The 15,422-nt window shown below is 58.8% G+C and carries 14 protein-coding genes; 2 read left to right on the top strand and 12 right to left on the bottom strand.

What is annotated here, in order from left to right; translation table 11 throughout:
• Nucleotides 1–112: 112 nt before the first annotated feature.
• The 12 genes from ACP7CZ_RS22435 to ACP7CZ_RS22490 form a co-directional block, all read right to left on the bottom strand.
• On the bottom strand, nucleotides 113–880 hold the full coding sequence (locus ACP7CZ_RS22435; protein ID WP_003187403.1) for a TerC family protein: 768 nt from the start codon (nucleotides 878–880) through the stop codon (nucleotides 113–115).
• Nucleotides 881–947: 67 nt separating this feature from the next.
• Nucleotides 948–2,255, bottom strand: a complete 1,308-nt coding sequence (locus tag ACP7CZ_RS22440; RefSeq protein ID WP_003187405.1) for a CitMHS family transporter — start codon at nucleotides 2,253–2,255, stop codon at nucleotides 948–950.
• 408 nt (nucleotides 2,256–2,663) lie between these two features.
• A complete protein-coding gene (locus tag ACP7CZ_RS22445; RefSeq protein ID WP_127880281.1) occupies nucleotides 2,664–4,625 on the bottom strand; it encodes a DUF4105 domain-containing protein in 1,962 nt (653 codons plus the stop codon).
• A complete protein-coding gene (locus tag ACP7CZ_RS22450; RefSeq protein WP_003187408.1) occupies nucleotides 4,622–4,942 on the bottom strand; it encodes a DUF2388 domain-containing protein in 321 nt (106 codons plus the stop codon). Before ACP7CZ_RS22450 ends, ACP7CZ_RS22445 begins: the two co-directional genes overlap by 4 nt.
• A gap of 39 nt (nucleotides 4,943–4,981) precedes the next feature.
• A complete protein-coding gene (locus tag ACP7CZ_RS22455) occupies nucleotides 4,982–5,290 on the bottom strand; it encodes a DUF2388 domain-containing protein (RefSeq protein WP_294191143.1) in 309 nt (102 codons plus the stop codon).
• Nucleotides 5,291–5,396: 106 nt separating this feature from the next.
• Nucleotides 5,397–5,717, bottom strand: a complete 321-nt coding sequence (locus tag ACP7CZ_RS22460; protein WP_034136006.1) for a DUF2388 domain-containing protein — start codon at nucleotides 5,715–5,717, stop codon at nucleotides 5,397–5,399.
• 330 nt (nucleotides 5,718–6,047) lie between these two features.
• Nucleotides 6,048–6,263: a DUF1127 domain-containing protein gene (locus ACP7CZ_RS22465; protein WP_003187413.1), complete on the bottom strand. Its 216-nt coding sequence runs from the start codon at nucleotides 6,261–6,263 to the stop codon at nucleotides 6,048–6,050.
• Nucleotides 6,264–6,581: 318 nt separating this feature from the next.
• On the bottom strand, nucleotides 6,582–8,075 hold the full coding sequence (locus ACP7CZ_RS22470; RefSeq protein ID WP_198791747.1) for an acetyl-CoA hydrolase/transferase family protein: 1,494 nt from the start codon (nucleotides 8,073–8,075) through the stop codon (nucleotides 6,582–6,584).
• Between the two features lie 236 nt (nucleotides 8,076–8,311).
• Nucleotides 8,312–9,748, bottom strand: a complete 1,437-nt coding sequence (locus ACP7CZ_RS22475) for an NAD(P)(+) transhydrogenase (Re/Si-specific) subunit beta (protein ID WP_021491387.1) — start codon at nucleotides 9,746–9,748, stop codon at nucleotides 8,312–8,314.
• Complete coding sequence (locus tag ACP7CZ_RS22480) at nucleotides 9,748–10,068, bottom strand: NAD(P) transhydrogenase subunit alpha (RefSeq protein WP_003187417.1); 321 nt, start codon at nucleotides 10,066–10,068, stop codon at nucleotides 9,748–9,750. Before ACP7CZ_RS22480 ends, ACP7CZ_RS22475 begins: the two co-directional genes overlap by 1 nt.
• 15 nt (nucleotides 10,069–10,083) lie before the next feature.
• Nucleotides 10,084–11,205, bottom strand: coding sequence for a Re/Si-specific NAD(P)(+) transhydrogenase subunit alpha (locus ACP7CZ_RS22485; RefSeq protein WP_034129252.1), 1,122 nt, complete (start codon nucleotides 11,203–11,205; stop codon nucleotides 10,084–10,086).
• 452 nt (nucleotides 11,206–11,657) lie between these two features.
• Nucleotides 11,658–12,557 (bottom strand): LysR family transcriptional regulator, encoded by a 900-nt coding sequence (locus tag ACP7CZ_RS22490; protein ID WP_236453083.1) that lies wholly within the window; start codon nucleotides 12,555–12,557, stop codon nucleotides 11,658–11,660.
• Nucleotides 12,558–12,713: 156 nt separating this feature from the next.
• Here ACP7CZ_RS22490 and ACP7CZ_RS22495 point away from each other — a divergent pair, with 156 nt between their 5' ends.
• Together ACP7CZ_RS22495 and ACP7CZ_RS22500 are read left to right on the top strand one after the other, a co-directional pair.
• Nucleotides 12,714–13,895 carry an acyl-CoA dehydrogenase gene (locus ACP7CZ_RS22495; protein WP_003187423.1) on the top strand — a complete coding sequence of 394 codons (1,182 nt, stop codon included), beginning with the start codon at nucleotides 12,714–12,716 and terminating at the stop codon, nucleotides 13,893–13,895.
• A gap of 13 nt (nucleotides 13,896–13,908) precedes the next feature.
• Nucleotides 13,909–15,129, top strand: coding sequence for a CaiB/BaiF CoA transferase family protein (locus ACP7CZ_RS22500; RefSeq protein ID WP_054920883.1), 1,221 nt, complete (start codon nucleotides 13,909–13,911; stop codon nucleotides 15,127–15,129).
• Nucleotides 15,130–15,422 lie beyond the last annotated feature (293 nt).

A 15,422-nucleotide genomic window follows, 5' to 3' on the forward strand; every position in this document is an offset into this window, starting at 1 on the left:
CACGCTCGGCGTGGGAACGCATCCTGTGACGCTCTGCGTCACTTTGCGGACGCGGAGCGTCCGAGAGGGCATTCCCACGCGGAGCGTGGGAACGATCACTCGCGGGTCAAATTTACTGACCCGGAATGTCCTTGCGCAGTTTCACTGGGTCCTGCTGTTTCTTCTTTTTCGCGATGGCGGTACGCATCTTGATGTTCACCGCTTCCACCGCCAGCGAGAACGCCATGGCGAAGTAGACGTAGCCTTTTGGCACGTGTACGTCGAAAGATTCAGCGATCAGCACGGTACCCACGACCAGCAGGAACGACAGCGCCAGCATTTTCAGCGACGGGTGCTTGTCGATGAACTCGCTGATAGTGCCGGCAGCCAGCATCATCACCAATACCGCAACGACGATGGCGGCAACCATCACCGGCACGTGGGAAACCATGCCGACGGCGGTAATCACCGAGTCCAGGGAGAACACGATGTCGATGATGGCGATCTGGATAATGGTGTAGATGAACTTGCCACCGGCGCCTTTGGGCTCGTCTTGGGTTTCATCTTCCCCTTCCAGCGCGTGGTACATCTCCTGGGAGCTTTTCCACAGCAGGAACAGGCCACCGAAGAACAGGATCAGGTCACGACCGGAGATGCCCTGGCCAAACACCACGAACAGGTCGGCGGTCAGTTGCATGACCCAGGTGATCGACAGCAGCAACAGGATGCGCGTGACCATGGCCAACGCCAGGCCGAAGATCCGAGTGCGTGCCTGCATATGCTTGGGCATGCGGCTGACCAGGATCGAAATCATGATGATGTTATCGATGCCCAGGACGATCTCAAGGGCCGTCAGGGTGAAGAAGGCAATCCAGATTTCCGGATTGGTCAGCCATTCCATGTGTATTCCTTTGAGCAAGTGTTAACCGCGCAAGCTGTAGCGCCGCGCGGTGAGTGAGTCGGTACGATTATAGAGTGCTGAACAGCGGAAAAATCCCCATCAGCAATGCGGCGAACATTATGCACAGGCACACCAACACTGCCCACTTGAGCGTGAAGCGCTGGTGATCGCCGAATTCGATACCCGCCAGAGCAACCAGCAAGTACGTCGAGGGTACCAGTGGGCTGAGCAAATGCACGGGTTGCCCGACGATCGACGCCCGCGCCATTTCCACCGCGGTGATACCGTAATGGCTGGCAGCTTCGGCCAGTACCGGCAGTACGCCGTAGTAGAACGCATCGTTGGACATGAAGAAGGTGAACGGCATGCTAACCAGCGCGGTGATCACCGCCAGGTAAGGGCCCATCGCTTCTGGGATGACCGCCAACAGGCTCTTGGACATGGCGTCGACCATGCCGGTGCCCGACAGGATGCCTGTGAAGATACCGGCGGCGAAGATCAAGCCCACCACCGCCAATACGCTACCGGCGTGAGCCGCGACGCGGTCTTTCTGCTGCTGCAGGCATGGGTAGTTGACGATCATGGCGATACTGAACGCCACCATGAACAGCACCGGCAGCGGCAACAGGCCGGCAATCAGGGTGCACATCAACGCCAGGGTCAGGGCGCCGTTGAACCAGATCAGTTTCGGACGGCGGGCGTCGGGGAATTGCGACACGCTGATTTCGCTGTGGTCGATCTCGTCGCCCTGCAGGTGCAATTCACCCAGGCGCGCACGTTCGCGCTTGCCGTACATGTAGGCAATCACCAGGATCGCCACCACACCGGCGGCCATGGCCGGGATCATCGGTACGAAGATGTCCGACGGGTCTACATGCAGCGCACTGGCGGCGCGCGCCGTCGGGCCGCCCCAGGGGGTCATGTTCATGACGCCACCGGCGAGAATGATCAGGCCGGCCATGATCCTTGGGCTCATGCCGATGCGCTGGTACAGGGGCAGCATGGCCGCGACGCAGATCATGTAGGTGGTGGCACCGTCACCGTCCAGAGATACCACCAGGGCCAGTACCGCGGTGCCGACCGACACCTTGAGCGGGTCGCCCTTGACCATCTTGAGGATCTTGCGCACGGCCGGGTCGAACAGGCCGGAGTCGATCATCAAGGCAAAATAGAGGATGGCGAACATCAGCATCACGCCAGTCGGCGCAAGCTTGGTGATGCCTTCGAGCATCATCGGGCCGATCTTCGGTGCGAAACCGCCGAACAGCGCGAACAGGATCGGCACGATGATCAAGGCGATCAGCGCGGACAGGCGCTTGGTCATGATCAGGAACATGAACGTGATGACCATGGCAAAGCCAAGGAAAGTCAGCATAGGAATACTCCAGGCGTAGCGCGGCTAGGGAATGGCGGACCGAGTGGCGGTCAGCGCAGAACGAAAGGCACGAGGCGTACGGGTGGAGTTGGAGCGAACAGGCGGGTACGAGCGGACATCGGGAATCACCATTGTTGTTGTTAACAGCCGGTCTGTTGCCGGCAGTGAGGGCGATCCTAGACGGGGAAGCTTTCAGCCAGCTTTCGCTGAGAAAACAGCTGATGAAGGGCAGGCACTCGTTCTTCAGGTTGACGCAGAACAAAATGTGGCTGGCTTGCTTTTGTAGGAGCGAGCTTGCTCGCGAAAAACGTCAACGTTAACGCGCGCTTCCTATAGAAACGCGGCGCCTGTTAGTTTTTCGCGAGCAAGCTCGCTCCTACAAGGGCAAGCCAGCTTACACAGTGGTGTTCAGGGCAGCTCGAGGCCACCGGCGGCTTTATGCAGCGCTCGTAGGTGTTCACCTACTTGTTTGAGGTTGGCTTCACAGGCGGCAATCTCGGCGGCGCGGGATGGATCGAGCAGCGCCCTCACCTCTTTATCCAGCTCGCCGGTCAACGACTGCAACTGCTTCTGGCGTTCGGCGCTCTCCGATTCCAGGCGCTTGGCTTCCGAAGGTTGCGGCAGGCCATAACCCCCACTGTCCAGCAACTCGGCCGGGCGACTCAGGAAGCCGCTGTTGGCGAGAATTTGCTGCAGCGTGTTGTTGGCTTTCTCCATGCCGCCGTATTTCAGCTCGCGGGCATTGAGATAGCGTTGTTTGACCTCATCCTGGGCGAGCATCAGTTGTTTGCGATAGCTGGCCTGCTCCAGCAGCAACAGCGCGGCGCTGGTACGCAGGTCGGCCTGGCTGAACCATTGGCGACGCGCTTGCGCATCCAGGGACAACCAGTCTTCGACTTGGGTCTGCTTGATCGGCAGTTGCTTGCGCAGCACATCGAACATGGCCTGGTAGCGCTCGCGGAACGAGTCGAAGTGATACCCCAGCCGCAGTGCCTCGCGCTTGTCATTCAATACGCTGGTATCGGCCAGGCCGCGGGCGCTGAGCACTTCCAGCAAACCGTTGGGGGTGATGTTGTCCAGGCCGGTCAATTGCGGGTTGGCGCTGCCGCTGCGCAACAGTTTCAGGCTTTCGACCGCACAGTTGTTGGAGATAAAGAAGTAGTTGCCGTCATAGCTCCAGTGCATCTCAGCCGCATGTTCGACGGTGTCGTTGATTTCCTGGCGGCTGAGCTTCAGCGGCACCGACGCCAGGCCACGCAGTTCGGTTTTGGTGTACTCATCAATGACCTGGGCCAGCGGCAGTACGAACAGCCGCGACGGGTATTTGCCCACCAGGCCATCCCAGCTCGACAGCTGGACGTCACCGACGAAGGCTCGGTAAGACAGCACCAGATGCCGGTCCAGATCCAGCCGGCAATCCGGGCCACGCGGGCGGCCTGGAGCGCAAATCACCAGGCGCAACATGCTATGGCCCCAACGGCTCACCAGGTTCTGGTTGGCTTCGGCAAGCAGATAGTCGATTTCATACACGCGTTCCGGATCGATCTGGCCCAAGGGCGTCTTGGCGAAATCGTTGCCCGCGTTCAGGAAGGCATAGGTGCTGGCGCAGGTGTCCTGTCCGGGCGGTGCCCAGCCGAAGTGATCCTTGTAATAACGGAACAGCGCGGGGCGGCGACAGGCGTAGCTGGGGTCCAGGAGGAAGTACTCCATGTTGACTGCTACGAATTCCAGCGGGCTGGTGGTTTCGTAGATGTCCGGGCTGCGTACCACCTGATGGTTGTGCTGCTCACGCTCGCCGCGGCGACCGACATATTGTGGCCAGCCGGCGAGGTCCAGCAGGCGCGGGTCGTCACTGAGGGTAAAGCGGCGGTCGTTCTGGCCACGGCACTGGTCGGGCAAGCCGATCAAGCCGGTGATGTTGTTCTGGCGGCTGCAGCGCTGGATCAGCGTGCGCTCGTCCTTGGACCACAGGCGCGCACGGTCATAGATGTGGGTCAGTTCATGCAGCACGGTGGCGAGCATCTCCCGGCGCACGGTACCGTGGGGGCGATTGGTTTTCTGGGTGGCGGCGCTGCCGTCAGTCAGGCTGGCGAGCAGGTTCTGGTTGAGGTCCAGCTCGGACACCAGGGATGCCTGGCCGTAGGCGTTTTCAGGCATCTTGTCGGTCCAGCCGACATCGATACGTCGATCCAGCTGCTCGACAAAGCGCGGTGGCAAGGAACGCAGTGCTTCATCGAGCAATGCCTGGCTGGCCTGCTGTTCGGCTGGGCTCAAGCCTTGGGTCTTGAGCCGCAGTTGCAGGCCGGCCTGGGCTGTACTTGCACACAGCAGCACGGCCCCGGCCAGGAGCCAGGTTTTGAGACGCCTCACAGAGCGAGGATAGCTTCGGCGAGGGTCTGGTCGCTGGCATCACGGGCTTCTGGCACGCGGGTGCGAAGGGTATCGAACGCGGCTTCCAGCTGGGCGCCACGGATCTCGCCATTGGTGGCGACGAAACTGGCGGCGTCATCGTGGGCTTCGCGCACGATCTTGGAGTCGCGGATGGAGGTGGTGGTGTCCGAGGTGAAATCAATGGTGCGCGCCGAGGCGCGCACGACGATGTTGCTGGTGGCCTTCAAGGTTTGCGCCTGGGCGACATCGGCCAAAAACAGCAAGCCGAGGGCGGCGACGATCAGCGGGCTACGCATGGGGTGACTCCAATGACAAAGATAGAAATACAACGATAATTATTGGACGAGAATTGCCTGCGCCAGTTCAAGGTCGCTTGCATGAAGTTTTGGCTGGGTACGGCGTAGATAGTCCAGCGCGGACTCCAGGCGTGCGCCCCGCCATTGGCCGTCAGTGGCAATGAAAGCGGCAGCATCATCCCGAGCGGCCATGACCAACTTATTGTCGAACGGCGCAGAGGTCACTTTGCTGGTGGCATACACGCTGACAACAGTGCTCTGTGTGGACACATCCAACGCTGAAGCCAGGGGTGACCAGCAGGCGCAAAACAGAACAGGAACACTCAATGAACGGTATGAAAAAGCCATGGGACTCTACAACTGAAAGCGAGCGCCAAGGCTAGCGCAACGGCCGGGCGAGAGCCAGCGCCGAGCCATCCGGGAGCGGCGGGCGCTCCCGTCTGGTTGCCGTGGATCAGATAGCCAGGATGGCCTGTGCCAGCTGTGCATCGGTAGCGGTATTCAATTGCGGCGCTTGTTGACGGATCTGGGCCAGGGCGCTTTCCAGTTTCACGCCACGGATGGCGCCTTCGCTGGCGACAAAGCTGGCGGCGTCGTCACGGGCTGCTTGTACGACCTTGTTGTCGCGCAGGGATGAAGTGGCATCAGACGTGGCATCGGAGGTTGCCTTCAGAGCGCCGACGATCGAGTCGGTCGTCATGATCAGGCTGCTCGCGTTGGCATTGGCAGCCAGAGTCAGCACAGCGGCAGTGCACAGCAGGCGAAGACGGGACATGGGGTAACTCCTGTAGACGAATAATAAGGTGGCGCGAAACGGCCACAATGAAACGGACTGGGACTGTCGAGCATCAGACGCACGCTCTACAGGGTTCGCCACGTGGTGAACCGATATTAGGCGTGTGCAGGGCTATTCGGAAGCCTGTAATTAAACTGTACCTGTCATATTTTATAAATTTAAAACTGTATCTTTGGGCTTGAATCGAGCCAATCCAATGCGCTATCGCAGATACAACAAAGCCCGCCTCCGGTTACCCGGGGCGGGCTTTGCTTTGACAAATCAGGGTGCTGGCAGTGGACCCGTCAGGTCAGGGCCAGCGGGCGCCACTTAGCGCCAGAACGGCTTGCTCAGCTCTTCGTAGCGTTGAGCTTCGCTGATACCGGCGTCAGCCAGCAGACGCGAATCCAGGCGAGCCAACTGGTGGCGGCTGGAGATGCGGCGCTGCCACAACATCAGGTTGGCGAGAACGCGCAAAGGCAGGGAAGCCTGGGTGTTTACAGCTTTTTCTTCGAAGAACAGTTCGGAACTGAGTGTACGTTCCATGATGACATCCTTCCGCTTGTGGCGGGATTAGGTAGTGGTTTAACTGATGCCAATGATCCTCCTCCGAGGCAAGACTCTCTAGATACAGTTCACCTGTATTGTGAGAGGCCAGTTAACTGTTTAGCGAGGCTGTACGGTACGAAATTGGGGCAACTGTACCTGTGCGCACTTAAAAGGTGCGAAATAGGCATTTTTGAGTTGGTGTGTGGGATATTTCGGTAGGAAATGACCAGTACAGCAGTACAGTTTTTTCCATAAGTGCGGGTGGGTTCACCGAGCTGATGAAACTGTATTTGCATCAGCCCGGATCTGTATTCATCAAGCCTTGAGCATGTGCCCGGTTTCTTCCAGGTTAATGTGCCAACTCAGTGCTTCGCGCAAGATGTGCGGCGTATGCCCACCGATGGCGCAGGCGGCATCGAAGTAAGTGTTGAGGGCATCGCGGTAGGCTGGGTGCACGCAGTTATCGATGATCACCCGAGCGCGCTCCCGTGGCGCCAGGCCCCGCAGATCGGCAAGGCCTACTTCGGTGACGAGAATGTCCACGTCATGTTCGGTGTGGTCCACATGGCTGACCATCGGTACCACGCTGGAAATTGCGCCGCCCTTGGCAATGGACTTGGTGACGAAGATCGCCAGGTGCGCATTGCGGGCGAAATCCCCGGAGCCGCCGATGCCGTTCATCATCCGCGTGCCGCAGACGTGGGTGGAGTTGACGTTGCCGTAGATATCGAACTCCAGCGCGGTATTGATACCGATGATGCCCAGGCGCCGTACCACTTCAGGGTGGTTGGAAATTTCCTGCGGGCGCAGCACCAATTTGTCCTTGTAGTGCTCCAGGTTGCCGAACACATCGGCATTGCGTCGCTCCGACAAGGTAATCGAACTGCCGGAGGCAAAGCTCAGCTTGCCGGCGTCGATCAGGTCGAAGGTCGAATCCTGCAACACTTCCGAGTACATGGTCAGGTCTTCGAACGGCGACTCGATCAATCCGCACATCACCGCGTTGGCAATATTACCGATGCCGGCTTGCAGCGGGCCGAGCTTGTTGGTCATGCGCCCGGCATCGACTTCTTGCTTGAGGAAGTTGATCAGGTGATTGGCGATGCCTTGGGTGTCGCTGTCAGGCGGCGTTACCGTGGAGGCGGAGTCCGCCTGGTTGGTGATGACGATGGCGACGATTTTCTCGGGCGGGATCGGAATCGCGGTGCTGCCGATACGGTCGTCGACTTTCACCAGCGGGATCGGCGTGCGCGTCGGCCGGTAGGTCGGGATGTAGATGTCGTGCAGCCCTTCCAGGTTCGGATTGTGCGCCAGGTTGATCTCGACGATCACCTGTTTGGCGAAAATCGCGAAGCTGGCCGAGTTGCCTACGGAGGTAGTGGGCACGATATGGCCCCGCTCAGTGATCGCGACGGCTTCGATCACGGCGATGTCGGGCAATTTGAGCTGATTGTTGCGCAGTTGCTCGACGGTTTCCGACAGGTGCTGGTCGATAAACATCACCTCGCCGGCATTGATCGCCTTGCGCAGAGTGCTGTCGACTTGAAAGGGCATGCGTCGTGACAGTACGCCGGCTTCGGTCAACTGCTTGTCCAGGTCATTGCCCAGGCTGGCGCCGGTCATCAGCGTGATTTTGAGTGGCGAAGTCTTGGCGCGTTCGGCCAGGGCGTGGGGGACGGCCTTGGCTTCACCGGCACGGGTGAAGCCGCTCATGCCGACGGTCATGCCGTCCTCGATCAGTGCAGCGGCGTCTGCCGCGCTCATGACCTTGTTCAACAACGAAGGCAAGCGGATACGATCACGGTACATGAATTGTTATCTCTGGCTACGGAAAGCAAGGTGGGCAGTGTAGTGATTTCAAAAAGTTTCGGCCCGCTACCATGGTCGAATGCCAGGTCGCGATTTAGAGCCTTTGGTCGGGTTTCATATGTGTGCAAAGCGGGACGCAGAGCATCCCTGGATGCGTTCCCACGCGGAGCGGGGGAACCATAAAAAAACCCCAGCCTACGTGAGGCCAGGGTTTCAGGTATTGCGCTGGCGCAGTGTTATTCGACGGCCTTGACCATGTCTTCGATGACCTTCTTGGCATCACCGAACACCATCATGGTCTTGTCCAGGTAGAACAACTCGTTATCCAGGCCGGCGTAGCCGCTGGCCATCGAGCGCTTGTTGACGATGATGGTCTTGGCCTTGAACGCCTCGAGAATCGGCATGCCGGCGATGGGTGAGTTCGGGTCGTTCTTGGCGGCCGGGTTGACCACGTCGTTGGCGCCCAATACCAGCACCACGTCGGCCTGGCCGAACTCGGAGTTGATGTCTTCCATCTCGAACACCTGGTCGTAAGGCACTTCAGCCTCGGCCAGCAATACGTTCATGTGCCCCGGCATACGGCCCGCCACCGGGTGGATCGCGTACTTTACGGTGACGCCGTGGTGGGTCAGCTTCTCGGTCAGTTCCTTGAGCGCGTGTTGTGCCCGCGCGACCGCAAGGCCGTAGCCTGGGACGATAATCACGGTGTCCGCGTTGGTCAGCAGGAAGGTGGCGTCATCAGCGGAGCCGGACTTCACCGGGCGTGCTTCTTTGGAGCCCGCCGCAGCGCCAGCATCCGGCGCATTGCCGAAACCGCCCAACAGCACATTAAAGAAGGAGCGGTTCATCGCCTTGCACATGATGTACGACAGGATCGCGCCGCTGGAGCCCACCAGGGAACCGGCGATGATCAGCATCGAGTTGTTCAGCGAGAAACCGATGCCCGCCGCTGCCCAGCCGGAGTAGCTGTTGAGCATTGACACCACCACGGGCATGTCGGCGCCGCCAATCGGGATGATGATCAGCACACCCAGCACGAAGGCCAAGGCCAGCATCAGCGCGAACGCAGTGAGGTTGCCGGTGAACATGAACGCCAGGCCCAGGCCCAGGGTTGCGAGGCCGAGCACCAGGTTCAGTTTGTGTTGGCCGCCGAACTGTACCGGTGCGCCCTGGAACAGGCGGAACTTGTACTTGCCCGACAGCTTGCCGAATGCGATCACCGAGCCGGAGAAGGTGATTGCACCGATAGCGGCACCGAGGAACAGTTCCAGGCGGTTACCGGCCGGTATCGAATCGCCCAAGTGCTTGACGATGCCCAGGGACTGCGGCTCGACCACGGCGGCAATGGCGATGAACACCGCTGCCAGGCCGATCATGCTGTGCATGAACGCGACCAGCTCGGGCATCTTGGTCATTTCAACACGCTTGGCCATGATCGAGCCGGCGGTACCGCCAACCAGTAGGCCAACGATGACGTAGCCGATACCGGCAGTCGCCAGTTCAGCCCCCAGCTTATAGATGAGGCCGACGGTGGTGAGTACCGCCAGCGCCATGCCGAGCATGCCGAACAGGTTGCCGCGCCGCGAAGTGGTCGGGTGCGAGAGGCCTTTGAGGGCCTGGATGAAACAGATCGACGCGATCAGGTAGAGCGTCGTCACGAGATTCATGCTCATTACTTGGGCGCCTCTTCTTTTACTTTCGGGGCTTTCTTCTTGAACATCTCAAGCATCCTGCGGGTGACCAGGAAGCCACCGAAGACATTTACCGCCGCCAGGGCCACGGCCAGTGTGCCCATAGTCTTGCCCAACGGCGTGACGGTCAGCGCGGCAGCCAGCATGGCGCCGACGATGACAATCGCGGAAATGGCGTTGGTCACGGCCATCAGTGGCGTGTGCAATGCAGGTGTTACGTTCCAGACCACGTGATAACCGACATAAATCGCCAGCACAAAGATGATCAGGTTGTAGATACCGGGGGAGATAAGCTCTTCCATCGTCTGAATCCCTGCTTAGGCGTTTTTGCGGATGACTTGGCCGTCGCGGCACATCAGGCACGCGGCGACGATGTCGTCTTCGAGGTTGATTTCAAACTGCCCTTCCTTGGTGAAAACCAGCTTCAGGAAGTCCAGCAGGTTGCGCGCATACAAGGCCGACGCATCGGCGGCGACAGCGCCCGCCAGGTTGGTCGGGCCGCAGATGATCACGCCGTTTTCCACCACGACCTGGTCGGCCACGGTCAGCGGGCAGTTGCCACCCTGGGCAGCGGCGAGGTCGATGACCACCGAGCCGGGTTTCATCTGCGCCACGGTATCGGCGCTGAGCAGGGTCGGCGCCTTGCGGCCCGGGATGAGGGCGGTGGTGATGACGATATCGGCCTGTTTGGCGCGTTCGTGCACGGCCAGGGCCTGGCGTTGCATCCAACTGGTGGGCATCGGGCGTGCGTAGCCCCCGACACCGACGGCGCATTCACGCTCTTCATCGGTTTCGTAGGGAACGTCGACAAACTTGGCGCCCAGGGATTCGATCTGCTCCTTAACCGCCGGGCGTACGTCGGACGCTTCGATCACCGCGCCCAGGCGCTTGGCCGTGGCGATGGCTTGCAGGCCCGCCACACCGGCGCCAAGGATCAGTACGCGTGCGGCTTTTACAGTGCCGGCAGCAGTCATCAGCATCGGCATGAAGCGCGGGTAGTGATGAGCGGCCAGCAACACGGCCTTGTAACCGGCGATGTTGGCTTGCGAAGACAGCACATCAAGGCTTTGAGCGCGTGACGTGCGCGGCGCGGCTTCCAGGGCGAAGGCGGTGATGCCGCGCTCGGCGAGCTTGGCGATGGTTTCGTTGCTGAACGGATTGAGCATGCCCACCAATACGGTGCCACTTTTGATCAGCGCAAGTTCGCTGTCGCTGGGGGCAACCACTTTGAGAATCAGCTCGGCGCCAAATGCGTCGTTGGCGCTGCCAATGGTAGCGCCTGCCGTTTCATAGGCACTGTCGACGATGCTGGCATTGATGCCTGCGCCGCTTTGTACAGTGACCTTATGGCCCTGGCCGATCAGCTTCTTGATGGTTTCCGGGGTGGCAGCCACCCGCGTTTCACCGGTCTGGGTTTCGAGAGGAACACCAATGTGCACGTCAAATCTCCTGCATGATCTTTTTGCTTTTGATCTTTTTGTAAAAAGGCCAGTGCACCGCGAGTGGCGCAACTGGGGCGGCCGATCAGCACGATCCCGCTGAAATGACAGCGGGGCGCGGCATTTTGCAGGCGAACTTTACGGCCATCAAGGGATTATGACGGGTGACGAAAAATTAACTACAAGTCACCCTGTGACTGATTGTCGCAACAGGCTGAAATAACCTCTTTAAATACAGGTCTTTAAAGGCGTTCAGGCGTTTTCGGTCCGTTTTTCCATTGCCAGTGTGAATAGTCGTGCATTGACCGGTAAGAGTCGCTACGAGCCATGAAATACATGGCTTTTAGCCTTATTTTTGGCTGACAAGTACAGCCTGTTTAAATGCGACATATACGTACATCTGTAGGCTCTTAATTTATTTGACTACAAAGTCAGTAATTGCGCTTTGTCCTTCATTTACTTGGGTTGTAGCGTCTTGACTGGTCGACCAGCCAGTCCCTGAATGCATGCAGAGAGGCAGATTCGACCTTTCTGTCAGGAATCATCAGGTAATAAGCCTTTTCGCTGGTCAGTGCTTCAGTGCTGGCGATTACCAATTGTTGCTCCTTCAGCTCCTGCTGGATGAGGAAAGGAGGGATCAGTGCGATGCCCATGTCATGCATGGCCGCTTGAGACAGCATCGAGAATAGCTCGTATCGAGGGCCTGTCATGTCGCGAGGGATGCTCAGTTGTTGGGCGTTGAACCATTGGCGCCAGGCGTAGGGGCGTGTGGTCTGCTGCAGCAGTGGCAGCTCGGCGATCTGTTGAGGGGTGAAGTGCGTGCGGTCGCCGAGTAAGCGCGGGCTGCAGACCGGTACTGGGTTTTCGCCCATCAGCCTGTGGGATTGCGTACCCGACCAATCGGCATCTCCGAAGTAGATCGCCGCATCGAACTCGGTATCGGCGAACAGGAAGGGGCGTGTGCGGTTCGTCAGGTTCACCGTGACTTCCGGGTGCTGATGTTGAAAGTCCTTCAGGCGTGGGATCAGCCACTGCGTGCCGAAGGTGGGCACCACCGCCAGTTCGATCACATTGGCGCCTTGCTGGCCCATTACCGACAAGGTGTCGCGCTCCACGGCGTCCAGCTGTGTTGCAACCCTACGGCTATAAGACAGCCCCGCCTCCGTCAGCTTCACGCCGCGGCGTGAGCGGCGAAACAGCTCGACACTCAAAAACTCCTCCAGGCTGGCGATCTGTCGGCAAATCGCGCCTTGGGTGATGGAAAGCTCCATTGCTGCCTTGGTGAAGCTCTCATGGCGGGCTGCTGCCTCAAAGCTGATGAGTGCGGTGGTACTGGGGATTTTCCGGCGCATGTACATTGCCCTCACAGATAAAGCGCATTTATGGGCTTTTTGAGTGTTACGAAGTGAGAAATTAGCACAAGCCTATGCAAAAACCTCGTTTGCCCTCTGCGCTGACCGCGCCTAGTCTGGATCCACGACTTCTGATTTTTTCGCGAGGACTTATTCATGGCTGGCAAGGCAAGCTTCAACTGGATCGATCCACTGCTGCTGGATCAACAGCTCACCGAAGAAGAGCGCATGGTGCGTGACAGCGCCGAGCAATTTGCGCAGGACAAGCTGGCTCCTCGTGTGCTCGAAGCCTTCCGCCATGAAAAGACAGACCCCGCTATTTTCCGTGAGATGGGCGAAACCGGTTTGCTGGGGGCAATGATCCCCGAGCAATACGGCGGCAGCGGGTTGAACTACGTCAGCTACGGTTTGATTGCTCGTGAGGTCGAGCGTGTCGACTCCGGCTATCGCTCGATGATGAGTGTGCAGTCTTCCCTGGTCATGGTGCCGATCAATGAGTTTGGTACCGAGGCGCAAAAACAGAAGTATTTGCCCAAACTGGCCTCTGGTGAATGGATCGGTTGCTTTGGGCTGACCGAGCCCAACCATGGTTCCGATCCGGGCGCGATGATTACCCGTGCACGCAAAGTGGATGGCGGCTACAGCCTGACCGGCGCGAAGATGTGGATCACCAACAGTCCGATTGCGGATGTGTTTGTGGTGTGGGGTAAAGACGATGCGGGAGATATCCGTGGCTTTGTCCTGGAAAAAGGCTGGAAAGGTCTGAGCGCTCCGGCTATCCACGGCAAGGTGGGGTTGCGGGCTTCCATTACCGGTGAAATCGTCATGGATAACGTATTTGTGCCGGAAGAAAATATCTTCCCGGATGTACGTGGTTTGAAAGGGCCGTTTACCTGCCTTAACTCGGCACGGTACGGGATCTCCTGGGGTGCGCTGGGGGCTGCTGAGTTCTGCTGGCATACCGCGCGCCAGTACACACTCGATCGCCAGCAGTTTGGTCGCCCATTGGCTGCCACTCAGCTGATCCAGAAGAAGCTGGCAGACATGCAGACCGAGATTACCTTGGCCCTGCAAGGTTGCCTGCGCCTGGGGCGGATGAAGGATGAGGGTACGGCGGCGGTGGAGATCACTTCGATCATGAAGCGTAACTCGTGTGGCAAGTCATTGGACATCGCGCGCATGGCCCGGGACATGCTGGGCGGTAACGGCATCTCTGACGAGTTCGGGGTAGCACGCCACCTGGTCAACCTGGAAGTGGTCAACACCTATGAAGGGACCCATGACGTGCATGCCTTGATCCTGGGGCGCGCGCAAACCGGTCTTCAAGCGTTCTATTAATAGGAGCATGGGTATGGGCGCGCTTTCGCATCTGCGAGTGCTGGATTTGTCGCGAGTACTCGCGGGCCCTTGGTCCGGGCAGATTCTTGCAGACCTTGGGGCCGAGGTGATCAAAGTCGAAAGGCCGGGCAGCGGCGACGACACGCGCGCTTGGGGTCCTCCCTTCCTTAAGGATGCGGATGGCGAGAACACCAGTGAGGCGGCGTACTACCTGTCGGCCAACCGTAATAAAGAGTCGGTGACCATCGACTTTACCCGACCAGAAGGCCAGAAACTGGTACGCGACCTGGCTGCCAAGTCGGACATCCTGATCGAAAACTTCAAGGTGGGCGGCCTTGCGGCGTATGGGCTGGACTACGAGTCCCTCAAAGAGGTTAACCCGGAGCTGATTTACTGCTCCATCACGGGGTTTGGCCAGACGGGCCCCTATGCGATGCGCGCCGGTTACGACTTCATGATCCAAGGTTTGGGTGGGCTCATGAGCCTGACGGGGCGGCCTGAAGGGGATGAAGGCGCCGGGCCGGTAAAGGTTGGCGTAGCCTTGACCGATATCTTGACCGGGCTTTATTCGACCGTGGCTATCCTGGCTGCGCTAGCTCATCGCGATCACGATGGTGGTGGGCAGCATATCGACATGGCGTTGCTGGATGTGCAGGTGGCTTGCCTGGCGAATCAGGCGATGAATTACCTGACCACCGGGACGCCGCCGAAGCGCCTGGGCAACGCTCACCCTAATATTGTGCCCTATCAGGATTTCCCCACTGCCGATGGAGATTTCATTCTCACAGTAGGCAATGACGGGCAGTTCCGTAAATTCGCTGAAGTCGCTGGGCAACCACAATGGGCGGATGACGTGCGTTTCGCCACCAATCGCGCACGGGTGGCTAATCGCGCGGAGCTGATTCCCTTGATTCGCCAGGCGACGGTCTTCAAGACTACCGCTGAGTGGGTGTCGCAGCTGGAGCGAGTGGGCGTGCCGTGTGGGCCGATTAATGATCTGGCGCAGGTGTTTTCCGATCCTCAGGTCAAGGCGCGTGGCTTGGCGGTGGAGTTGCCTCATGCATTGGCGGGGATGGTGCCTCAGGTTGCGAGCCCGATACGCTTATCCAAGACGCCTGTAGAGTACCGGAGTGCGCCTCCTCTACTGGGCGAGCACACGCTTCAGGTGCTGCAAGGAGTTCTGGGGCTGGGAGCTGCTCATGTGGCTGCATTGAAGGAAGCAGGTGTTATTTAAGCTTTTCCTTCTATATAGATAGAAGTCCAGTGGAGAGCTGGTTGTTTTTTAGCCGAAGCTAACTTATTGATAGAAAAGCGGAATTAAGAGTTGACGGCGAATTATATCTGTCTATAATTCGCCCCACTTCCGGCGCAGTCGAAACGGAAAACTCCTTGGTAAACAATGAGTTACGCAGTTTTCGGCAGCAAGTTGCTTCAGTTCATCGAAGCCAAAAGGAAGTTGAAAAAGAGGTGTTGACAGCAGCGTGTAACGCTGTAGAATTCGCCTCCCGCTTACGAGAGATCGCAAGC

The organism is Pseudomonas sp. DWP2-2 (genome assembly GCF_049897065.1).
GTDB classification, from domain to species: Bacteria; Pseudomonadota; Gammaproteobacteria; order Pseudomonadales; family Pseudomonadaceae; genus Aquipseudomonas; species Aquipseudomonas paracarnis.